Annotated in this window: 18 protein-coding genes; 10 read left to right on the plus strand and 8 right to left on the minus strand. The window is 65.5% G+C overall.

All coding sequences use genetic code 11. The annotated features are described in order from the left end of the window. The 4 genes from LIX00_RS18755 to LIX00_RS18770 all read left to right on the plus strand — a co-directional run bounded on the left by LIX00_RS18755 (nucleotide 1) and on the right by LIX00_RS18770 (nucleotide 5939). Nucleotides 1-2727, plus strand: a complete 2727-nt coding sequence (locus LIX00_RS18755; RefSeq protein ID WP_227356535.1) for a glycoside hydrolase family 2 protein — start codon at nucleotides 1-3, stop codon at nucleotides 2725-2727. After that, entirely contained in the window at nucleotides 2724-3875 is a 1152-nt protein-coding gene (gene dgoD, locus LIX00_RS18760; protein WP_227356536.1) for a galactonate dehydratase, read from the plus strand. Before LIX00_RS18755 ends, dgoD begins: the two co-directional genes overlap by 4 nt. A 3-nt stretch (nucleotides 3876-3878) precedes the next feature. After that, the gene (locus tag LIX00_RS18765; protein ID WP_227356537.1) at nucleotides 3879-4682 is read left to right on the plus strand and encodes an SDR family NAD(P)-dependent oxidoreductase; all 804 of its coding nucleotides are present in this window, start codon (nucleotides 3879-3881) and stop codon (nucleotides 4680-4682) included. Nucleotides 4683-4874: 192 nt separating this feature from the next. After that, nucleotides 4875-5939: a family 43 glycosylhydrolase gene (locus LIX00_RS18770; RefSeq protein ID WP_227356538.1), complete on the plus strand. Its 1065-nt coding sequence runs from the start codon at nucleotides 4875-4877 to the stop codon at nucleotides 5937-5939. A gap of 304 nt (nucleotides 5940-6243) precedes the next feature. On the opposite strand, the gene LIX00_RS18775 is transcribed toward LIX00_RS18770, so the two are convergent. After that, complete coding sequence (locus tag LIX00_RS18775) at nucleotides 6244-7626, minus strand: adenylosuccinate synthase (RefSeq protein ID WP_227356539.1); 1383 nt, start codon at nucleotides 7624-7626, stop codon at nucleotides 6244-6246. Nucleotides 7627-7950: 324 nt separating this feature from the next. On the opposite strand from LIX00_RS18775, the gene LIX00_RS18780 reads away from it, so the two are divergent. Continuing rightward, the gene (locus LIX00_RS18780) at nucleotides 7951-8271 is read left to right on the plus strand and encodes a cupin domain-containing protein (protein WP_227356540.1); all 321 of its coding nucleotides are present in this window, start codon (nucleotides 7951-7953) and stop codon (nucleotides 8269-8271) included. 220 nt (nucleotides 8272-8491) lie between these two features. Here LIX00_RS18780 and LIX00_RS18785 read toward each other — a convergent pair whose 3' ends face one another. Next, nucleotides 8492-8908, minus strand: a complete 417-nt coding sequence (locus LIX00_RS18785; protein ID WP_227356541.1) for a helix-turn-helix domain-containing protein — start codon at nucleotides 8906-8908, stop codon at nucleotides 8492-8494. Nucleotides 8909-9081: 173 nt separating this feature from the next. On the opposite strand from LIX00_RS18785, the gene LIX00_RS18790 reads away from it, so the two are divergent. Both LIX00_RS18790 and LIX00_RS18795 read left to right on the plus strand, forming a co-directional pair. Next, complete coding sequence (locus tag LIX00_RS18790; protein ID WP_438267109.1) at nucleotides 9082-10068, plus strand: MBL fold metallo-hydrolase; 987 nt, start codon at nucleotides 9082-9084, stop codon at nucleotides 10066-10068. Nucleotides 10069-10382: 314 nt separating this feature from the next. After that, nucleotides 10383-13121: a PAS domain S-box protein gene (locus LIX00_RS18795; RefSeq protein WP_227356543.1), complete on the plus strand. Its 2739-nt coding sequence runs from the start codon at nucleotides 10383-10385 to the stop codon at nucleotides 13119-13121. Between the two features lie 41 nt (nucleotides 13122-13162). On the opposite strand, the gene LIX00_RS18800 is transcribed toward LIX00_RS18795, so the two are convergent. The 6 genes from LIX00_RS18800 to LIX00_RS18825 all read right to left on the minus strand — a co-directional run bounded on the left by LIX00_RS18800 (nucleotide 13163) and on the right by LIX00_RS18825 (nucleotide 18182). Continuing rightward, nucleotides 13163-14317, minus strand: a complete 1155-nt coding sequence (locus LIX00_RS18800; protein ID WP_227356544.1) for an NAD(P)/FAD-dependent oxidoreductase — start codon at nucleotides 14315-14317, stop codon at nucleotides 13163-13165. A 1-nt stretch (nucleotide 14318) separates the two neighbouring features. Beyond that, entirely contained in the window at nucleotides 14319-14465 is a 147-nt protein-coding gene (locus LIX00_RS18805; protein WP_227356545.1) for a hypothetical protein, read from the minus strand. Nucleotides 14466-14468: 3 nt separating this feature from the next. Continuing rightward, on the minus strand, nucleotides 14469-15860 hold the full coding sequence (locus LIX00_RS18810) for an aspartate aminotransferase family protein (protein ID WP_227356546.1): 1392 nt from the start codon (nucleotides 15858-15860) through the stop codon (nucleotides 14469-14471). 100 nt (nucleotides 15861-15960) lie between these two features. Continuing rightward, nucleotides 15961-16812, minus strand: a complete 852-nt coding sequence (locus tag LIX00_RS18815) for a dimethylarginine dimethylaminohydrolase family protein (RefSeq protein ID WP_227356547.1) — start codon at nucleotides 16810-16812, stop codon at nucleotides 15961-15963. A gap of 26 nt (nucleotides 16813-16838) precedes the next feature. Continuing rightward, nucleotides 16839-17291 (minus strand): Lrp/AsnC family transcriptional regulator, encoded by a 453-nt coding sequence (locus LIX00_RS18820; protein WP_227356548.1) that lies wholly within the window; start codon nucleotides 17289-17291, stop codon nucleotides 16839-16841. A gap of 54 nt (nucleotides 17292-17345) precedes the next feature. Beyond that, nucleotides 17346-18182, minus strand: coding sequence for a nitrilase-related carbon-nitrogen hydrolase (locus LIX00_RS18825; protein WP_227356549.1), 837 nt, complete (start codon nucleotides 18180-18182; stop codon nucleotides 17346-17348). A gap of 135 nt (nucleotides 18183-18317) precedes the next feature. Here LIX00_RS18825 and LIX00_RS18830 point away from each other — a divergent pair, with 135 nt between their 5' ends. The 3 genes from LIX00_RS18830 (at nucleotide 18318) to LIX00_RS18840 (ending at nucleotide 21469) form a co-directional block, all read left to right on the plus strand. Continuing rightward, nucleotides 18318-19337 carry an ABC transporter permease gene (locus tag LIX00_RS18830; protein ID WP_227356550.1) on the plus strand — a complete coding sequence of 340 codons (1020 nt, stop codon included), beginning with the start codon at nucleotides 18318-18320 and terminating at the stop codon, nucleotides 19335-19337. Then, nucleotides 19334-20182 (plus strand): ABC transporter permease, encoded by an 849-nt coding sequence (locus tag LIX00_RS18835; protein WP_227356551.1) that lies wholly within the window; start codon nucleotides 19334-19336, stop codon nucleotides 20180-20182. Before LIX00_RS18830 ends, LIX00_RS18835 begins: the two co-directional genes overlap by 4 nt. A gap of 84 nt (nucleotides 20183-20266) precedes the next feature. Further along, nucleotides 20267-21469, plus strand: a complete 1203-nt coding sequence (locus tag LIX00_RS18840; RefSeq protein ID WP_227356552.1) for a polyamine ABC transporter substrate-binding protein — start codon at nucleotides 20267-20269, stop codon at nucleotides 21467-21469. The last annotated feature ends 2 nt before the right edge of the window (nucleotides 21470-21471 follow it).

A 21471-nucleotide genomic window follows, 5' to 3' on the forward strand; every position in this document is an offset into this window, starting at 1 on the left:
ATGAACGAAATAGATAGACCGAAAGCGCACACCGACTCGCAGCCGTACCGAACCCAGCAGTCGCTCAACGGACCGTGGACGTTCGCGCTCGACCCCGACGACGAGGGGCGAGACGCCGGGTGGTTCGAATCCGACGCCGCCTGGCCGTCGGAGACGACGGTCGACGTCCCGCACGCGTGGCAGGAGGACGACGAGCATCTGGACTACGCGGGCGTCGCGTGGTACCGCCGCCGCGTCGAAGTTCCCGAGATAGGGGCGAACGAACGCGTCGCCATCTCGTTCGGCGCCGTCGACTACGAGGCCACCGTCTGGGTCAACGGCGACGAGGTGGGAAGTCACCGCGACGGCTACCTCCCGTTCGAGTTCGACATCACCGACGAATCGCGCGCGGGCGAGAACACGGTGGTCGTTCGGGTCGAAGACCCGGAGGATATCGAGGAGATTCCGCACGGCAAGCAAGGCGAACCGTGGTACACGCGCGTGAGCGGCATCTGGGGGGACGTCGAACTCCGCACGCGACCGGCGACGCGGACGACGAACGCGCGCGTCACCCCGAACCTCGACGCGGACGCGGCGGAAGTCGAACTGTCGGTCGAGGCTGCCGGCGAGTCGCGCGACCTGACGGCCACCGTCGCCGCCGCGTTCGACGGCGAGACGGTCGCCGAGGCGGAGGTCGAACTCGACGCCGACGACTCGGCGCGGGTCGAACTCGACGTGGAGGACCCGAACTACTGGACGCCGGAGTCGCCGCACCTCTACGACCTCACGGTTCGCCTCAGCGCGGACGGCGAGACCGTCGACCGCTACGAGGATTACTTCGGCATGCGGAGCTTCGAGGTGACCGAGGACCGATTCCTTCTCAACGGCGAGCCGATTCGGCTCCGCGGTGCGCTCGACCAGGGGTACTACCCCGAGACGCTGTATCGCCCCTTCGAAGAGGGACTCTTCGAGCGCGAGATTCGAATCGCGAAGGAAATGGGGTTCAACATGCTCCGGAAGCACATCAAACCCGCCCACCCGGATTTCGTCGAGGCGGCCGACCGACTCGGCATCCTCGTCTGGGAGGAGCCGGCGAATCCGTCGGTCTACACCGACCGCTCGAAGCGCGAGGTGCGCGAACAGGTGAAGGGGCTCATCGAACGCGACTACAACTCCCCGAGCGTCGTCGTTTGGAGCCTCTACAACGAGGAGTGGGGTATCGGCGGCCACTACGAGGAGGGCGAGGAGTCGCTCTGGACCGACGAGGAAAAACAGCGGTACCTCGCGGAACTGTACGAGACCGCCCGCGAGTGGGACTCGACGCGCCCCATCTGCGACAACTCCGGGTGGGCGCACGTCGCCACCGATATCAACGACTACCACCGTTACTTCGTCAGCCCGGACCGCGCCGACGCGTGGGCCGACGACCTCGAACACATCGTCACGCACCCCGCGGACAACTACGGAGCGACGGAGACCGATCCGGACGAGTCGCCGATCGTCATCTCGGAGTTCGGAACGTGGGGCCTCTTCGACGTGGACGCGTTTCGGGAGCGCTACGGCGGCGAACCGCCGTGGTTCGACCACGACTTCTTCGACGACCCCATCAAGCGCCCGGCCGGCGTGGACGACCGGTACCGGACGTCGCGGCTCTCGTCCGCGTTCGACGGCTACGACGACCTCGCGACCGTCTGGCAGGAGCGCGAGTTCGTCTCGATAGCCGATATCGTCGGTCGGATGCGCACCCGCGAGGACATCGCGGGGTACGTCATAACCGAGTTCTCCGACATCGAGTGGGAGTTCAACGGGCTGCTCGACTACTACCGCGAGAAGAAGGCGTTCTGCGACGAGTTCGCCTCGGTGAACGGTCCCGTGATGCTTCGGCTCGAACCGCGCTCGCGGTCCGCGTGGCGCGGCGACGACGTTCCCGTCGACGTCGTGGTCGTCAACGACACCACCGAGGCGATCGACGCCGACGTCCCGTGGGAGGCGTTCGACGACGCCGGAACCGTCGCCGTCACCGTCGACGGCGCGAGCGTGGCGCGCATCGACGAGGCGTTCACCGTCGACACGTCCGGCGCGACCGGCGCCTCCTCGGAGGAGGTGACCGCGACGCTCGAAACCCCGTCCGGCGCGGTCACGGCGGCCGAACGTCTCTGGGTCTACGAGCACGGAGCGAGCGGGGACGACGGGGATGACGGCGTGGTGGCGCTCGTTCGGGGAGCGGTAAGCCCCCGTATGGCGGCGGCGGACAACGGTATCACCGCCCAGCACGAACTAGACGCGAACACCGACGTCGCCGTCGTCACGGAGTTAGACGAATCGATTCGCGCGTTCGCCGAAGAAGGGGGAGCGGTTCTCCTCGTCCCCGGCTCCGACGGCTCGATGTCGGACGAGGCTCCCTTCGAGTTCCGCGAACTCCCGGCCACGGAGAGCTGGAACCTCGTCTCCTCGTTGTTCTACAGCGATTCGGAGCTGCTGGCCGACATGGTCACCGACAGGCGACTGGGGTGGGCGTTCGACGGTCTCTATCCGTACGCGGTCGCGACGGACATCGAGGCGTCCGACGACGTTCACGTCGGCTACGTCGAGGGGTGGCTCGTCAACGAGGGGAGCCCGCTCGTGACGCGCCCGCTCGGTGCGGGGACCATCACTGCGTGCACGTTTCGGCTCACCGACGCTTACGGGAAACATCCGACGGCAACGATACTTATGAGTAACGTCATCGAGAAGGTTACGAACGAATGAGAATCGTCGACTACGAGCTGTTCGAAGTACCGCCGCGGTGGCTCTTCCTGAAGGTCACCACGAGCGACGGCATCGTCGGCTGGGGCGAACCGGTCGTCGAAGGGCGCGCGAAGACGGTTCGCGCCGCCGTCGAAGAACTGATGGATAACTACCTGATGGGCGAAGACCCGCTGCCCATCGAGAATCACTGGCAGACGATGTATCGCGGCGGTTTCTACCGCGGCGGTCCGATCCTCATGAGCGCCATCGCCGGCATCGACCAGGCGCTCTGGGACATCAAGGGCAAACACTACGGCGCGCCGGTGTACGAACTGCTCGGCGGAAAGGCGCGGAATCGCATCCGCGTCTACCAGTGGATCGGCGGCGACCGTCCGGCCGACGTCGGCAAGGCTGCCGCCGAGAAGGTCGCCGCCGGCTTTACGGCGCTGAAGATGAACGCGACGTCGGAGCTTCGGCGCGTGGACACCTCGGCGGCCGTCCAATCCGCGGTCGACCGAATCGCGCAGGTGCGCGAGGAGGTCGGCGACGAGATAGATATCGGCGTCGACTTTCACGGCCGCGTCTCGAAGCCGATGGCCAAACGGTTGGCGAAGGCGCTCGAACCGCACGACCCCTTCTTCATCGAGGAGCCGGTGCTCGCGGAACACAACGACGAACTCGGCGACATCGCCGCCCACACGACCATCCCCATCGCGACGGGCGAGCGCATGTACTCGCGGTGGGACTTCAAGCGGGTGTTCGAGGACGGGTCGGTCGACATCATCCAGCCGGACCTCTCGCACGCCGGCGGCATCACCGAAGTGAAGAAGATAGCCGCGATGGCCGAAGCGTACGACGTGGCGATGGCGCCGCACTGCCCGCTCGGCCCCATCGCGCTCGCGTCGTGCATTCAGGTCGACGCCTGCTCGTCGAACACGCTCATCCAGGAACAGAGCCTCGACATCCACTACAACGAGACGAGTGACGTCCTCGACTACCTCGCCGACCCCGACGTCTTCGAGTATCGGCAGGGGTACGTCGAACTCCCGACCGAACCGGGGCTCAGCATCGAAATCGACGAGTCGACGGTTCGGTCGAACGCCGAGCACGAGGTCAACTGGCACAACCCCATCTGGCGGCACGACGACGGTTCCATCGCGGAGTGGTGACCGATGAGCGGCCGACCACTTCCGGGACGGTTCGACGACCAGACCGTCGTCGTCACCGGTTCGACCCGCGGCATCGGGGCGGGCGTCGCCGAGCGGTTCGCCGCCGAGGGGGCGAGCGTCGTCGTCACCGGACGAACCCCGGCGGACGGGGAAGCCACCGTCGACGAAATCGTCGAAGCGGGTGGCGACGCGACGTTCGTGCGAGCGGACATGCGCGACCCGGACGACATCGCGGCCCTGTTCGAGGCCGCGGCCGAGCGTTTCGACGGCGTCGACGTACTCGTCAACAACGCCGGGGTGGAGACGAACACGGCGGCGGACGAGGCAACGATGGACGACTGGGGGTTAGTCCTCGAAACCGACTTTCGAGCCTACTGGCTCTGCGCGAAACGCGCGGTCGCCGAGATGGACGAGGGGGCCATCGTCAACGTCTCCTCGAACCACGCGTTCCTGACGATGCCCGAGATGTTCCCGTACAACGCCGTGAAAGCGGGAATCAACGGCATGACGCGGGCGATGGCGCTCGATTTCGGCCCCGCCGTTCGCGTCAACACCGTCAATCCGGGCTGGGTCGCCATCGAGCGCACGACCGACGAGATGTCCCGGGAGCGACGCCGCGAACTGGAGTCGATCCACCCGGTCGGTCGACTCGGCACGCCCGCCGATATCGCGGGGGTCGTCGCGTTCTTGGCCAGCGACGACGCGGCGTTCGTCACCGGAGCGAGCCTCCTCGCGGACGGCGGACGCAGTGCGGTGATGCAGGACGATACGTTACCGGATTATCGCGCGCGACTGGACGAGTCGTAATCGTTCGGCGACCGGACGCCTCGCCGTCGTTCGGCCGACGGCGGAACCTCGTAGCCGGAACCGAAACGCGCGGCCGGGAGACCCGACGACGGTACGGTCGGTTTCGAACTCCCGTCCTGGGGCGACGTCACTCGATACATCTCGGTCGGCAAAAATTTTATATCCGAGCCATACCTGTATTTATGCGGAACGATGCAGAGACGTAAGTTACTCGCGGGTGTCGCGACGGGTAGTATCGGACTCGCCGCCGGACTGACGAGCAGCAGCGCGAAACGGACCGGTAAGAGAAAGGGCCAGTACCGAAACCCGGTGTTCGAGCCGATTTTCGCCGACCCCTCCGCGATTCGAACCGACGACGGACGGTACTACGCGTACGGAACCATGGACAACTGGGGTTCCGACATGGGCGGCTGGCACGTCGTCCCCATCATCCGCTCGACCGACCTCGTAAACTGGGAGTACGTCGGCGACGCCTTCGATTCGGTGCCGGGGTGGTACGAGAACGGAACCGCCGAATTCGTCTGGGCCCCCGATATCGCCGAGTACGACGGCGAGTACCACCTGTTCTACTCGCTGGTGGACTTCTCGCCCGAGTACAATTGGGAGCACCAGAGCATCGGCGTCGCGACGGCGGAATCCCCCGCGGGCCCGTTCGAGGACCGGGGGGAGGTCCTTCAGGGCTCCGACGTCGGCGTCGGAAACTCCATCGACCCGATGTTCTTCGTGGACGACGGGTCGCCGCACCTCGTTTGGGGGAGCTTCGACGGGATTTACCTCGTCGAACTGGCCCGCGACGGCGACGGGTGGGAGTACGTCGGAACGCCGACTCGAATCGCGAGCGACCGTTTCGAGGGGCCGTACGTCGTCGAACGAAAGGGCTGGTACTACCTGTTCGTTTCGAGCGGCGGGTGCTGCGGCGGCCCCGACGATACGTACCAGGTCGAAGTCGGGCGCTCTCGCACTCTGGACGGCCCGTACGTGAACAAAAGAGGCGAGAAACTGACCGATGCGCCGGGAACGCTGGTCGTCGACGACGACGAGCAGTTCGGAGCCCCGGGGCACAACGCCGTCGTGAAGGACGATGCCGGGAGGGACTGGATGCTGTACCACGCCTACGACCGCGACGAACCGGGCTTCGTTCACGGCGTACCGCGCCGCCCGCTCCTCGTCGACCCCCTGCAGTGGCGAGGCGGCTGGCCGCGAGTGCCGACGAAGACGCCGAGCCGCTACCAGCGCCGACCGGTCGACAGCGAGTAGAAACCGTCCTCCACGACGGGGGAGAGCGTTTTTCGTGACCGCGCCTCCGATGCGACCGCGACGCGTTTCGAGTGGGCGTATAGAAGCAACTCTCGTCGAGGTCTTCGCGGCGGCGAACATTAACGGTACCGTATTCCTGCGGCGTTTACCGTCGGTATACACTCCTCCCTACCGATCGTCGATTCCGTCCGACGGCCGGCTTATCGCAGTGAATCGTCACCCAGCTATCGTCTCCCGCTTCGCGGATTGCACCGGCGTTTCTCTCACCGACGCGGAAACCCCCAACTCCGAGTCGCGCCGGGAACTACTCCGTCGACCCGTCGAAGGGGTCTTCGAGAACCACGGTGTCCTCGCGCCCCGGGCCGACGCCGACGGCGTAGATCGGCGTGTCGAGTTCCTCCTGAACGTACTCGAGATAGGTGCGAGCGTTCTCCGGAATCGCCTCGTACCCGTCGCGGGCGACCGCACTCCAGTCGACGTCGGACCAGCCGTCGAACCGCCGGTAGTTGACCGTACAGCGACTCCACGCTTCGGTGATCGGGGGAACGGTCGTCACTTCCTCGCCGTCGACCTCGTAGCTGTGACCGACCCGGACCTCGTCGAGGCCGGCCAGTACGTCGATGTGGCCGACCACGATGCCCGTAAAGCCGCTCGCGCGGGCGGCGTGGCGGAGAATCGGCATGTCGAGCCATCCGACGCGTCGCGGACGACCGGTGACGGTTCCGTACTCGCCGCCCTCGTCGCGGATGTAGGTCGCAAGCTCCTCTTCCTCCTCGTCCGCGGTTCCGTCGCCGTATCCGGGCGTCTGTCCCTCGACGCCGCCCAGTTCCGTCGGGAGCGGGCCGGTTCCGACGCGCGTCAGGTACGCCTTCACGACGCCGATCACGTCCCCTCGCCCGACGACGGTGGGGCCGAGACCGCTCCCGACGCTGGCGGCCCCCGCCGTCGGATTCGAGGAAGTGACGTAGGGATACGTTCCGTGGTCGATGTCGATCAGGGTCCCCTGCGCTCCCTCGAACATCACCTCGTCGCCGTCGTCGATCCGCCGTTGGAGGTAGGTGCCGCAGTCGACGGTCATCCCTTCCTCGGCGAGACGTTCGCCGTAATCGCGGTAGGTCTCGAAGAGTCGGTCGACGTCGAACTCCGAACCCGCCTCCACGCCGAAGACGTCCTCGACGAGCGCCCGCTTCTGCGGAACGACGTACTCCAGTCGGGAGCGGAGAAGCTCGGAATCGAGCAACTCGCCGACGCGGATGCCCCGCCGACCCGCCTTATCCTCGTAGGTCGGCCCGATGCCGCGTCCGGTGGTACCCACGGTGAGGTCACCCTTCTCGTCCTTGTCGTCCTCCTCGATACCGTCGATAACGCGGTGGTAGGGGAAGATGACGTGCGCCCGTTCGGCGACGCGAACGCTCGGGTCGAGTCCGCGCTCGCGGAGCGTATCGAGTTCGTCGAACAGCGTCTCGGGGTTGACGACGCAGCCGTTGCCGATGATGCACTCTTTCCCGCGAACGACGCCCGACGGGAGGAGAGAGAGTTTGTACTCTTCGCCCTCGTGAACGACGGTGTGCCCGGCGTTGTCGCCGCCCTGATAGCGGACGACGATGTCGGCGGCCTCACCGTAGAGGTCGACGGCACCACCCTTGCCTTCGTCCCCGAACTGCGATCCGACGATAGTGACAGTCATACCGCCCCCTTGTTTATACCCGACCTACAAATGGATGACGGTTTGTCGGAGTTACTGGCTCGAGTTATGCACAATCCTGTTCAGCTCAGTCGGTGGTCGAACGCCTCGAGAGTCGAGGGGGCGACGGCGGACCTCGTCGCCGGCGAAACGAAGCGTCCCGGCCTTCTCCTCGATCGTTTCCCGCCGTTCCGGATTCCGTGACTCCGCCGAACGAATCCCCGGTCGATACTCGAACTCTCGAACCGCACGAGACGATTCCGACCGCCGTTGTCTCGCCCCGATGGCCGAGGCGATTTTACCGCACGAGATGGTACTCCACTGCGCATGGTGCACACGAAAGTCAACTATCGGGACGTCGAGGCGGCCGCGGACGGACTGCACTTCCTTCGAGAGCCGCTCGGATGCGAGCAGTTCGGGATTTCGGTGCTCGAGTGCGAACCGGGCTGGACCGGGAAAGAACACACGCACGTCGACCGCGAGCACGAGGAGGTGTACCTCCTCGTCGACGGGTCGGCGACCGTGACGGTCGACGGCGAGGACGTGTCGATGGAGAGCGGTGACGCGCTCCGAATTCCGCCGGAAGCCACCCGTCAAATCGAAAACGGAGACGGCGAGTCGCTGTTCGTCCTCGCCGGCGCGCCGTGAGATCGAACACCTCCGGCACCCGACAACTCTTTTCGGAGTCGTCAGAAATCGTCCTCGTTACGCCGCGCGGCCGGTTAGAAAGGGATTCGCCCCCACCGACGGAGACCGAACTGTCTCCCGTGAGAAACGACGGCAGCGTTCGGAGTTCGCGCCCGCGGACGTATCGAGGCGCTCGGTGAAATTCGTGACACGTCCCGCCCGGGGTGAGATACATAATAAATTACCCGTCTTGTGTGAGGATGCGGTACGCGCTCGTGCGCGAGTACTCCACGCCGAACCGTTCTTCCAGCAGCCGTTGGACGAGCGGCGAGCTCCACTCTTCGGCGTCGTACCCGGCGTTCTCGGGCGATTCCGCCAGCAATTGGCGAACTTCCGCTCGCTCCTCGGGACCGAGCTTCGGCGGGCGACCCGGACGCGACTCGTCGCTGGCCGCGCTTCGAATCGCGTCCTCTTCGAACCGTCGAAGCCAGTTGTACACGGTCTTCCGGGAGAGGCCGTACCACTCGGCCAAGTCCGTCTGCGTGACGCCCTGCTTGTACGCGATGGCGACCATGAGCCGCTTCGTCGCCCGGACCTCCTCCGCGTCGTCGAGCGCCTCGCGGAGTTCGCTTACCGAGGTGTTCTCCAGATGGGTCATCGCGTGATACAACGAGGATATCGTGTAAATAATTTCGGGACCGAGCGGCGGTTCCGACCCCGCTACGGGAGTCGCGCCTGTATCGAGCGGAGAGGGAGGAAATCGCCGAAGGAGAAACGTATACAACCGGGACGCGCCTTGCCACTACGCACCAACGGGATAACCGCATGCACATCCATCGGATATCACTCCAGAACACAGAATTCGAAGGCAACAACAACGCGTATCTGCTCGGCGATACGGACCCCGTTTTGATAGACCCCGGGGTGGCGACCGACGCGACGCGCGAGCAACTCGCCGCCGGTCTCGCCGATCACGACCTCGAGTTCCGGGACGTCGATCGGATTTTTCTCACTCACTGGCACGCCGACCACGCCGGACTCGCCGGCGAACTGCAGGAGATAAGCGGTGCCGAGGTGTACGCCCACGAAGGTGACGCCTCGCTCGTCGCCCAGGGAGCCGCCGGCTGGGAGGCGCAGGTAGCGCGGCACGACCCGCTGTACGACGCGTGGGGAATGCCCGCGGCCAAACGCACCGAACTCCGCACCTTTTTCGAAGAACACAGACGCGTTCGTGGAAGACCGGTCGACGTGACTCCCGTCGCCGACGGTGACGCGTTCGTCGCGGACGGCGTCGCGGGAACCGTCGCGCACCTCCCGGGACACACCGCCGGACTCGCCGGCCTCGACTTCGAGGTGGCGGAGGGACGCATCCTGTTCGGGGGCGACGTCCTCCTCCCGAAGTACACGCCGAACATCGGCGGAGCGGACGTCCGCGTGGAGGCGCCGTTAGCGACCTACCTCGATACGCTGCGGACGCTCGCGAGTCGGGGGTACGGCCGGGTCTATCCCGGCCATCGCGACCCGATTTCCGCGCCGGCGGCTCGAGCCGCGGAGATCGTCGAGCACCACCGCGACCGGGCCGAGCGGGTCCTCGGGGTCGTCCGAGAGAAGCAACCGGTCGACGCGTGGACGGTGAGCGCCGAACTGTTCGGCGAGTTGGAGGGAATTCACGTCCTCCACGGGCCGGGGGAAGCGTCCGCACATCTGACGCATCTAGCGCGACACGCCGTTCTGGAAGCCACGGAGTCCGGGTACGTAACAGCCGAAGACGCCGAGGCCAAACTCGCGAACTCGCTCCCGTCGAGAACCCGCCCCTGAGGGAGTATCGATGAACCTCCGTTTCGGTGGATAGAGTCGCCGAGAAACGGGAGTCAGGTCACCGTCGATGGGTTCGTTCCGTTCGACGCGCTAGCGCCGACCGAGGGGAGACGGCGGGAGGAGACGGTGTTTGGGAGCGCGGCGGATGTGCGATCGCCGCGCGGCGACGCGAACCCCGCCTTTCGGCGACGGATCGATTCTATCGCATTCGATGCAGAACTGGGAATTTCCATCGAACGCGATTGAACTTGGGGAAGTCCGAAATTACTTGGCGCTCTAATACGATCCTCCACCCAACTTCGGTCGTCAGAAGCATGGATTCATCCGTTCTACGGTACGTCGTCGACGAATCACCGGACCCGGTCATGGTCGTCGATAGCGAAGGCGAGGTTACCTACGCCAACCGCGCGATAGGCGAACTGCTCGGTCTCGCCCCGAACGCGATGCTGGGAGCGCGCGCGAACTCGCTGTTCTCGGGATGGACGGACGCGTCGAGCCTGCTGCGGTCGGCGGCGGACGGATCGTCGCTCGATCTGACGGGTCGCCTCGCGAACGGTGAGGAAATCCCGCTGTCGTGTTCGGTGCGCGCCGTCGACGACGGCGGAACGCAGTTCGCGGCGTTCCTCCGCGAGCGCGATTCGCTGCGCGTCGAGAACGTCATCGACGCGCTGCCGGACGTGTTCTACGCCTTCGACGCGGACAGCACGTTGCTCGAGTGGAACGACCGCTTGTCGGCCGTGACCGGGTACGACGATGCCGAACTCGCGTCGATGACGCCGCTCGATTTCGTGCCCCGTGACGACCGCGAGATGATAGCCGACGCCATCGAGGACGTGCTCGGGGGCGAGCGAATCGAGACGCGCCGGTCGGCGCTGGTGACGAAGGCGGGAAAGCGCATCCCGTACGAGTTCAACGCGTCGCGCCTCGCGGACGCCGAGGAGAACGCGGTCGGATTCGTCGGGACGGGGCGGAACGTCGTCGAACGGGAGGCCGCCGAGCGGGAACTCCGAGAGAGCGAGCGGATACGGTCGACGCTCGTCTCGAATCTGCCGGGGATAGCCTACCGGTGCGCGAACGAACCGAACCGGCCGATGACGTTCGTCAGCGAGGGCTGCCGCGATTTGACGGGGTACGACCCGGACCGACTCGCGTCGGGGGCGGTGTCGTGGGACGACCTGATTCATCCGGACGACCGCGAGCGAGTGGGTGCGGAGGTGCAAGATGCACTGGCGGACGGCGAGAGCTTCGAACTCACGTACCGGATCCGAAGCGCCGACGGCGAGACGCGGTGGGTGTGGGAACAGGGTCGCGGCGTGTCCGAGGACGCGCTGAGCGCAGGCGAAGACGCCGACGGTGCGGACGGGACGGACGGGAAGACGCCGCGGGCGAACGACCTCGCCGCGCTGGAGGGACTCATCACGGACGTGACCGACCGTCGAAAAGCCAAGCAGGCGCTCCGCCGCGAGAAAGAGCAGCTCCGGTCGCTCGTTCAGGGCGTCGAGGAGTACGCCATCTTCATGCTCGACCCGGAGGGCAACGTTCGGAGTTGGAACGCCGGGGCGGAGCAGATGAAAGGATACGAGCGCGAGGAGATCGTCGGCGACCACTTTTCGGCCTTTTACACCGAGGAGGACGCCGCGCGCGACGTCCCGGAGCGAAACCTCGCGGACGCCGTCGAGCGCGGTTCCGCCGAGGACGAGGGCTGGCGGGTGCGCGCTGACGGGTCGCTCTTCTGGGCGAACGTCGTCATCACGGCGCTCCGAACCGAAGACGGAAGTCTCCGCGGATTCGCGAAGGTGACCCGCGACCTGACCGAACGCCGGGAGCACGAACGGAAACTCGCCCGGCAACGCGACGAACTGGCGACGCTGAACCGCATCAACGTCGTCATCCACGAACTCGTTCGGGCGCTCGTCTCCGCGGCGTCGCGCGAGGACGTAGAGGAGACCGTCTGCACTCGACTCGCGGAGACGAACCTCTACCAGTTCGCGTTGGTCGCGGAGCGCGACCTGAACGGCCGCGTCGTCGCGCGCACGCGGACGGGCGACGACGCGGGGTTCCACGAAATCGTCGCGTCGGCCGTCGACGAAGCGGGGTGGGAACGCCCGGCGACCGTGGCGCTCCGAGACGGGGAGTGTCGCGTCGTCCGAGATATCCCGGAGGACGAAACCGTCCCCGAATCGGTACGTTCCGCCGCCCGCGAACGCGGCATTCGCTCCGGTATCGCCGTTCCGCTGGTGTACGGGGGGACCAACTACGGCGTGCTGGTCGTCTACGCGACCCGACCCGACGCGTTCAGCGAGCGGGAGGCGGCGGGATTCGACGTGTTGGGTGAGACGAGCGGGTTCGCCATCAACGCCATCGAGCGCAAGAAGCTGTTGGCGGCCGACTCGGTGGTGGAACTGACCTTCCGAGTGACCGGACCGAACGCCCTCCTCGCCGACCTCTCGCAGCGCGCCGACTGCACGCTCGCGCTGGAAGGAACCATCTCGACCTCGGACGGTGCCTACCTCTACTACGTTCAGGTGACCGACGCTCCGCCCGAACGCATCGTCGAACTGGTCGCCGACGTTCCTGACGTCGGCGGCTGTCGGCTGGTGTCGTCGCACGGCGACGAGGGGGTCGTCGCGCTCACGGTCTCGTCGTCGCTGGTGGAGGCGCTCACCGACGCGGGTGCGAACGTCCTGTCGACGCGGGCGGAGCGCGGGGAGGAGCGGGTCGTCGTAGAGGTGCCGCACGACGCCGACGTTCGATCGTTCGCGTCGACGTTCCGCCTCCACAATCCGGACGCCGACCTCGTCGCGAAGCGGGAAATCGAGCGTCCGATTCGGACGGCCAGCGAGTTTCGAGGGCAGTTGAAGGAGGGGTTGACGACCCGCCAGCAGGCGGCGCTCCGGTCGGCCCACCTCGCGGGTTACTTCGACTGGCCGCGGGCGAGTACGGCCGAAGCAGTCGCCGACTCGATGGGCATCTCGTCGGCGACGTTCCATCAACACCTGCGGAAGGCACAGGGGAAACTCGCGGCCGCGTTCTTCGACGACGCCTCGAACTGAGTCCTCGGTCGCGCCGTCGACTCGGCGTCGCGACGCGACGGTCAGTCCCCGGCGCTGATGCTGTGAAACTCGAAGTCCGGCGACCGCGAGTCGAATCGATCCAGAACGAACGGGGCTCGCGAGAACGGACACCGTTCTCCGACGACGAGCGTCCGCACGACCCTCGCGGCGACGGGTGCGGTCATCACCCCGCGACCGTGGAAGCCCGTCGCCACGACGAGCCCACCGGGGGCGTCGCTCGGCGCGTCGATTATCGGGCGGGTGTCCGGCGTGGCTCCGTCTACGCCGGCCCACCCGTTGACGAATCGAGCCCGATCGAACCCCCGGAGAAATCTCGGTACGAGGTCGGCGACGTGGTCGCGAAACGCCTCGTCTTCGCTCTCGCTCGCGCCCTCCGGATCGTCCTCGGCGAACGACCAGCCGCCGACCAGTAGGTCGCCGTTGTGCTCCGGCCGGAAGTAGACGTGTTCGCCGGGAATCCATCCCATAGGGAACGCGTCACCGACGGTTTCGAGGGGATCGAGCACCACGCACTGAGTCCGATACGGCCGGACGGGGAGTCGAACGTGGTCGCGGAGGAGACGTTCGGTTCGCCACCCCGCGGCGACCACGACGTGCGGGGCGTCGAACGTTCCCGCCGCCGTTTCGACGCCTCTCACGCGCTCGTCCGCGATGCGAAGGCCCGTTACTTCGGTGTCGGTCAGGAACGTCGCGCCTCGGGACTCGGCGTCTTCTTTGAGCGTCATCGCGAACGCGTAGGGGTCGACGAACCCCGTGTCCCGGTGTTCGACCGCACCGGCGAATTCCCGGAGATCGAACCGAGGGAACGCAGCTTCGACGGCGTCCGGTTCCGAAAACGAAACGGCGACGCCGTCTGCGGCGAGTCGCTCGACGCGCCTGCGCGCTTCGCGCTCGCGGTCGGGCGGGACGAGTTCGAGGCTCGGCCGTTCGGTGAACTCGAACCGTCCCGTTCCGTCGTACCTCCGGAAGAATCCGGTGGCGAAGTCGGCGATGGGCGGGTTGTCGGTGTAGGACGGTGCCATCGTAATCTCGCCCGCGGCGAGCGCGGTCGCCTCCGCGGCGATTCGCTCCCGTTCGACGACGACCACGTCGTGGGTAGCGGCGAGCTCCCGAGCGACGGCGCAGCCGATGACGCCGCCGCCAACGACGACGACGTCGTGATTCGCGCACGACATGCTATCGATCGACCGATTCGACGGCGTCGGACGGTGTCCCGACCGCTCGCTCGACGTTCCCGCGGGCGGCTGTGAACGGCTCGTCGCCCCCCGCGACGGGCGTCACGCGGTCGCCTTTATCGGCCGAGCCGCGCTCCTGTTCGCTCATGAGTCACTCGTACTCGTGGTTCACGGCGCGGAACGCCTCTTCCGCGACTTCGAGCGCGCGGTCGATTTCCTCTTCCGTGTGGGTGTAGGTGGTGAAGAATCGTTCGCCCTGCATCGGATTGCCGAACAGGACGCCGCTGGCGGCGGCTTCCAGCCACCAGTCGGCGAACTGGTCTTCGTTCGCGCGCCACGAATCCCGGTAGAAGCGGATGTCGTGGTCGGTCATGTACACCTGTCCCATCGAGCCGATGTGTTGGACGTTCGCGTCGACGCCGACGTCGTCCGCGACTTCTTGGAGTCCGGAGAAGAGCCGGTCGCCGAGTCGGTCGATGCGGTCGTACACGTCGCGCTCGTCGAGGATTTCGAGCGTCTTCAGCCCCGCGGCGGTCGAAACCGGGTGGCCGTTGTAGGTGCCGCCGTGGAACGTAGAGGAGTTCCACTTCGAGGCCTCCTTCTTCTTCGGCGGGATGATCTCGTCCATTATCTCGGCCTTGCCGCCGAATCCGGCCATCTGATACCCGCCGCCCGCGGCTTTGGCGAACGTCGTCATGTCGGGCGAGATGCCGAATCTCCCCTGCGCGCTGTCCGGGCCGAGTCGGAATCCGGTCATCACTTCGTCCCAGATGAGGACGATTCCCAGCTCTTCCGTGAGGTCGCGGAGGAACTCGTGGTAGCCGTCGCGGGGAAGGAGACAGCCGCACGAGAACATGACGGGTTCGATGATAACCGCCGCGATGTCGTCGGCCTGCGAACGCAGGATGCGTTCGGTCGCCTCCTCGTCGTTGAAGGGGAAGGCGACCACGGTGTCGCTCACCGCGTCCGGAATGCCGGTTCCGTAGGAGACGGTGTTGGGCGCGTCGGCCGGCCCGAGGGCATCCTCGCTGGCGTAAACGCTCTGAAGCGCGTAGTCGTGCGCTCCCGCGTAGCCGCCCTCGGGTTTGGCGATCTTATCCCTCCCCGTGTACGAGCGCGCGACCCGCATCGCGTGCATCGTGGCTTCGCTCCCGCTGTTCGACAGCCGCACCTTCTCGATGCTCGGGGTCATCTCCGCGACCTTCTCCATGAATTCGATGGCGACCGGTTGAGGAGTGGCGGTCAGGTCGCAGGTATCGACCTGCTTCTTGACGGCCTCGCGCACTTCGGGATGGCCGTGGCCGAGGATGATCGGGCCGAGCGCGAGCAGGAAGTCGAGATACTCGTTGCCGTCGATGTCGTAGAGATACGATCCGTCGGCTTCCTCGACGTAGAACGGGTAGGGGTCGAACGACCGGACGTTCGACTCGACTCCGAGGGGCGTGACCTTCGACGCTCGGTCGTGGAATCGCTCGCTTTCTGGCGTTCGGTCTCGGAGTCGGTCCGCGTGATCCGGTTCTTGCTCTTTGTCACCGAGGCTCATTGCACCATACGACGGAGGAGTACCCAATAAATCTTTGGCAAAAGATGCCCCACTACGAAAATGATGCGGTGTAGTTACGGAGTAGGGGGAAATAATACGACTACGGGGTGCGATCGAGGGGGAGTATCAGTCCCTTCAATCCTCCGCCCGTCTTCCGAATCTCGCGGACGTCGAGTTCGACGACCTCCACACCCCGTTCGACGAGCGCGTTCCGGACGTACGGATTTCCGGACGGCACCAGCACCTCCCCCGGTTCGACCACGATGGTGCTCGTCGCCCGATTGCGCTGCTCGCGCATCGGCACTTCGATGGTTTCGATTCCCCGGTCGTGCAGGAGTTCGACGAACTCGGCGGGAACCGCCTGCGGGTACACGAGCGCGAGGTCGGCGTCGACCATGCCGAACACGAGCGCGAGGTGCGTCTGTCCGGTGCTCTCCGTGCTACCGAAGATGGGAACGTCGACCACGTCGATGTCGTACGTTTCGAACACGTTCCGAACCTGCCGGATGCCCTCGGCGTTGGTCGTCCGCGACCGCCCGATGGCGACTGTCTCCTCCCCGATCCACACCATGTTTCCGGCCTCGAATCCCCCCGATCCGTGAACGGTGTGATAGATCGGGATGCCGAGTTCGACCGCGCGCTCGGTCACTCGGCGTTCCTCGCCGTGACGGGTCTCTTCGACCATCTTTCCGACGACCAGTCCGCCCTCGATCGCGAACCCGACGTCGCGGACGAACAGGGACTCCGCCAAACCCTCGCAAGCGTCGTCGAGCCGATGAACCGTCACGCCGCGTCCCTCCAGCTCTTCGACCAGCGCCGCGTGTTCGCTCGCCGCGCTCTCCTGGCGGGGCAGGCCGTCCCAGTCCCATTCGTCGGGGTCGACCACGGTGCTGAACTCCGGGCCGGGTTCGTGAACGAGCACGCTCTCCAATCGACCGACTTCGGTTCTCACCGACGGCGAGAGGTCCCAACGGGACATCATCCGGGGAGGTCGAGTCGCTGCTCTTCTTTCACGCTCCGGAGGGCCACGTCGGTCGACGTCGAAAGTACCCCTTCGTACCGACCGATGCGGCTCAGAAGGTCTGTGAGCGCCGATCGCTCGCCGACCCGCACTTTCAGTAAGAGGTCGGCCTCGCCGGTGAGTTCGTGTATCTCCTGAATCGCGGTCTCCTCGGCGAGGCGTTCGGCGACCTCCGAGAAGTGCCCGGCCTCGGTTCGGACGCGGATGAACGCGACGTCGTTCAAGCCGAGCAGTTCGGGGTCGAGGACCGCCCGGTAGTCCTGGATGTACCCCTCCGCTTCGAGCGTGTTCACGCGCTCGTGAATCGTGGCGCTTCCCATGTCGAGCCGACGGGCGATTTCGGACAGCGCGGTTCGCCCGTCGGCTTGGAGTATTTTGAGTATCTTCCGATCGATTTCATCGAGGGTCATATCGTTCATTTTTCTGCTGCGTTCTCCTATTCGTTCCGTTTCCTCGTACGATGTTCAGTCTTCTCGCCGGTTCGCGTCGGCGTACGGCCTAACGGCGGCGTCCGTTCGCGACTTCCGGAGCGCGGTCACGTCGACCGAATAGGTCGCCGCGGCCGATTCGTCCCGCGGCAGCGAGAGCCGCGTTCCGTGCGCCCCCACGACGTCGTCGCAGGGCGCGAACACCGCCGACCGTCCGGTTCCAGTGAGGTCGCCGCCCGGTCGGTTCCCCACGACGCTGACCTGCGCGACGTACAACTGGTTCTCGACCGCGCGCGCCGCGGAACAGCGGCGAACGCGCTGGTACCCCGCTTCGTCGGCCGTCCACGACGGCACGGCGACGACCTCGGCACCGCGGTCCGCGAGACCGCGGACGAGATTCGGGAACTCCACGTCGTAACACACCGCGACGCCGATGCCGACGCCCTCGTGCTCGACGACCGGTGCCGGCCCGTCCCCCGGTCGTTTCCCTCGTCGCCGTTCCTCCGGAGTCGGGTGGAGCTTATCGTACGTGCGGACGCTCGAACCCGGAACCGCGATTGGGCACCGGTTGTAGGTCGAGCCCTCGTCGGTGGCGTCGTAGGACCCGCCGACGACGACGGCGTCGCGCTCGTTCGCGGCCGACGAGAGGAATTCGTGCAGGCGCGCTCGCTCCCCCGGGTCGATTCCCGTCGCGTCGGCGTCCCCCGCCTCTTCGAGGCGATCGTTCGCGAACAGTTCCGGGAGGACGTACAGGTCGGCGTCGCCCGCGCGGTCGAAGGACGCCTCGACGCGCCGTAACAGCCCGTCGAGCGACTCCACGCCGCGGAGTTCGTACTGGCAGAGAGCGATCACGAAAGTTTCGCCGCCGTCCATGTGCCTCCTGAGATATGCGGGAGGGAGTCAAAAACTTTGTCCGCGTTTCGGCACCTGCACCGAGAGATGCTCGACCGAAACCGAATCAGAACAAAACTTATTTCGTGGGGGGCCGATGACATGGCAAGGAAACGCATGGCAAGCGAAACCACAACGCGGGAGCAGGAAGTCGAGGCGGAGACGGGCCTCGTCCGCCGGCTGCGCGGGAACCGCTGGACCGGGCTGGTCGTGAACATCGCCCCCAGCACCTTCTGGCTGGTCACGTTCTTCCTCGTTCCACTGGCCGTGATGTTCTACTACAGTTTCGGACAGCGAGGAGCGTTCGGCGAGGTGCTCATCGCACCCGAGTACCTCGGCCTCCAACAGTACCGCCTGTTCTTCGTCCCCGACGACGCGACCGTGCCGGAAGCGGCGTGGTACTCCGTCGCGTGGGTGGTGGAGGCGCTGCTCCCCTTCGGCGTCGAACTCGCGGCGGGCGAGCCGACGCCCTACGTGCAACTGACGCTGAAAAGCATCGGCTTCGGGGTGGTGGCGACCGTGATCTCGTTCGTCGTCGGCTATCCCGTCGCCTACTACGTGGGACGCATCGCGCCCGAGGAGTATCAGGACCTGTTGTTGGTGCTGATAATCCTCCCCTTCTGGGCGTCGTTCCTCGTCCGCATCTACGCGATACAGATCCTCCTGTCGGGAAACAGCGTCCTGACGAACGCGCTGGGGATTCTCCCCTTCTTCGAGGCCGGGCAGTCGCTGATGAACTCGCGGTTCGCGGTCATGGTCGGGTTGGTGTACATCTGGATTCCCTTCATGATACTGCCCGTGTACGCGAGCATCGAGGAGATCGACTTCACGCTTCAGGAAGCCGCCATGGATTTGGGGGCGAACCGACTGCAGGCGTTTCGGCGGGTCGTGTTCCCGCTGTCGATGCCCGGCGTCGTCGCCGGGAGCCTGTTGGTGTTCATCCCGAGCACGGGGGCGTACGTCATCCCCGACCTGCTCGGCGGCACCGACAGTCAGATGATCGGCAACTTCATCGCGGAGCAGTTCGGCGCGGCGGGCAACTGGCCGCTCGGCGCGGCGGGTTCGTTCACCCTGATGGGGATCATGCTGCTCGCGATAGCCGTCTATCAGCGGTACGGGAGCGCTGATCTCGCGTGAGCGCGGAAACGCCCGGTCGCGGCTGGTTCGCTCGCGTGCGCTCGCGACTCTTTCGACACGGCGGCGCGCTACTGGCGGTCGAAGCCGCCCTGGTCTACCTGTTCCTCTACGTCCCCATCGCCGTCCTCATCGCCCTTTCGTTCAACGACTCTCGATACGCGTTGGTGTGGCAGGGGTTCACGACCGAGTGGTACGAGGCGCTGCTCGCGGGCGAGACCGTCGCCCGCGTCAACCCCGACGCGGCGTTCTCGGCGCTCGTCCACTCGGTCGAAATCGCGGTCGCCACCGTCGTCGTCAGCACCGTCTTCGGGACGATGCTGGCGTTCGCGCTCGACCGCTACGAGTTCCCCGGCAAGGGGTTGTTCACCGGCGTCGTCTACATGCCCATCATCATCCCGAGCATCGTGATGGGTATCTCGCTGCTGCTGTTCTTCAACATCGTCGGGATGTCGCTCGGACTGCACACCGCCACCATCGGACACATCGCGTTCGACATTAGCTTCGTCGCCATCGTCGTCCTCGCGCGTCTCCAGCGGTTCGACCGGACGCTGGAGGAGGCGGCCAAGGACCTCGGCGCAAACGAACTCGAGACGTTCCGGTACGTCACGCTCCCGCTGTTGAAACCCGGCATCGTGGCCGGTGCGTTACTCGCGTTCGCCATGAGCTTCGACGACTTCGTGGTCACCTTCTTCATCATCGGCAACCAGAACACCCTGCCGATATTCTTCTTCTCGATGGTTCGGCAGGGCATCACGCCGGGCGTCAACGTCGTCGCCGCGCTCATAATCGTCGTCACGATGGCGGTCGTCGCGGTCGCCCAATGGTTCGAGGGACCGATATGGTAGAAAAACCTTCGGATATTGGTCCCCACTTCCCCAAACTTTATGTCATATACACCCTTCTACCCGAAAAGAGCGGGTGTGATACACATGGACAAACACAGCACGTCCCGGGACGGTAGGCGGCGATTCCTCAAGACGACCGGCACCCTCGCCGCGGTCGGACTGACGGGGCTCGCCGGCTGTACGGGCGGGAGCGGTCAGAACGACCAGACCGGCGGTACGACCACGACGTCCGGTACGACCGCGGGGAGCGCCAATCCCAGGCAGAAGTACGATCTGAAGGAGCTCGACTACGACCTCGAAAACCAGCTGAACATCTTCCAGTGGGGCGACTACTGGCCCGACGGGACGGTTCAGGACTTCGAGAAGGCCTACGGCGTGAAGGTCAACGTCTCGAACTACGCCTCCAACGAGGAGATGTTCAGCAAACTCAAGGCCGGCGGAACCAGCCAGTACGACCTCGTGTTCCCCAGCGACTACATGATCAACGTCCTGGTGAACCAGGGGATGGTTCGAAAATTGAACAAGAAGAAGATTCCCAATTACGGGAATCTCGGTAAGAAGTTCACCGACACGCCGTACGACCCCGACCCCGGTACCTACTCCGCGCCGTACCAGTGGGGAACTTCCGGCATCGGGTACAACAAGGAGATGCTCGGCGGGAACGCGAACATCAACTCCTGGGACGCGATGTGGAACCAGAAGTGGAAGGGCCAGATGACGATGCTCGACGACATGCGCGAGACCATCGGCGCGGCCCTGAAACGGCTCGGGTACTCGCTGAACACGAAGGACGAGGCGAAGATCGAGGAAGCGAAAGAGATGCTCGTCAACCAGAAGAGCCTGCTCAAAACGTACGACTCCTCGAACTTCACCACCAACCTCATCAACAAACAGGCGAGCCCGGTTCACGCGTGGTCCGGCGGCGTGTTCCAGGCGTACTGGGAGACGCACAAGAACGGCTCCTCGCCCATCGGGTACACGGTGCCGAAGGAGGGCGGCGTCATCTGGGTGGACAACGGCGCGATTACCAAGCAAGCGACCCATCCGAACGCCGCTCACGCGTTCATCAACTACTACCTGAACGCGAAGATCGGCGCGCGCATCACCAATTGGACGTACTACGGCAGCCCGAACGAGACGGCCGAGAAGCACATCAGCGAGGACATTCTGAACAACAAGAGCATCTATCCCGACCCGAAGACGATGAAGAAACTCGAATACATCCAGAACATCGGCCAGGCGACGCAGGCCTACAGCCGTGCGTGGACCGAAATCAAGAACGCCTGACA

Origin of the sequence: Haladaptatus salinisoli (assembly GCF_020614375.1) — an archaeon.
Classification (GTDB): domain Archaea; phylum Halobacteriota; class Halobacteria; order Halobacteriales; family Haladaptataceae; genus Haladaptatus; species Haladaptatus salinisoli.

Bases quoted from the DNA above. Each gene is read 5' to 3' on its own strand.
- LIX00_RS18755 (WP_227356535.1), top strand. From the start codon at position 1: ATGAACGAAATAGATAGACCGAAAGCGCACACCGACTCGCAGCCGTAC.
- dgoD (WP_227356536.1), top strand. From the start codon at position 2,724: ATGAGAATCGTCGACTACGAGCTGTTCGAAGTACCGCCGCGGTGGCTC.
- LIX00_RS18765 (WP_227356537.1), top strand. From the start codon at position 3,879: ATGAGCGGCCGACCACTTCCGGGACGGTTCGACGACCAGACCGTCGTC.
- LIX00_RS18770 (WP_227356538.1), top strand. From the start codon at position 4,875: ATGCAGAGACGTAAGTTACTCGCGGGTGTCGCGACGGGTAGTATCGGA.
- LIX00_RS18775 (WP_227356539.1), bottom strand. From the start codon at position 7,626: ATGACTGTCACTATCGTCGGATCGCAGTTCGGGGACGAAGGCAAGGGT.
- LIX00_RS18780 (WP_227356540.1), top strand. From the start codon at position 7,951: ATGGTGCACACGAAAGTCAACTATCGGGACGTCGAGGCGGCCGCGGAC.
- LIX00_RS18785 (WP_227356541.1), bottom strand. From the start codon at position 8,908: ATGACCCATCTGGAGAACACCTCGGTAAGCGAACTCCGCGAGGCGCTC.
- LIX00_RS18795 (WP_227356543.1), top strand. From the start codon at position 10,383: ATGGATTCATCCGTTCTACGGTACGTCGTCGACGAATCACCGGACCCG.
- LIX00_RS18800 (WP_227356544.1), bottom strand. From the start codon at position 14,317: ATGTCGTGCGCGAATCACGACGTCGTCGTCGTTGGCGGCGGCGTCATC.
- LIX00_RS18805 (WP_227356545.1), bottom strand. From the start codon at position 14,465: ATGAGCGAACAGGAGCGCGGCTCGGCCGATAAAGGCGACCGCGTGACG.
- LIX00_RS18810 (WP_227356546.1), bottom strand. From the start codon at position 15,860: ATGAGCCTCGGTGACAAAGAGCAAGAACCGGATCACGCGGACCGACTC.
- LIX00_RS18820 (WP_227356548.1), bottom strand. From the start codon at position 17,291: ATGACCCTCGATGAAATCGATCGGAAGATACTCAAAATACTCCAAGCC.
- LIX00_RS18825 (WP_227356549.1), bottom strand. From the start codon at position 18,182: ATGGACGGCGGCGAAACTTTCGTGATCGCTCTCTGCCAGTACGAACTC.
- LIX00_RS18830 (WP_227356550.1), top strand. From the start codon at position 18,318: ATGGCAAGCGAAACCACAACGCGGGAGCAGGAAGTCGAGGCGGAGACG.
- LIX00_RS18840 (WP_227356552.1), top strand. From the start codon at position 20,267: ATGGACAAACACAGCACGTCCCGGGACGGTAGGCGGCGATTCCTCAAG.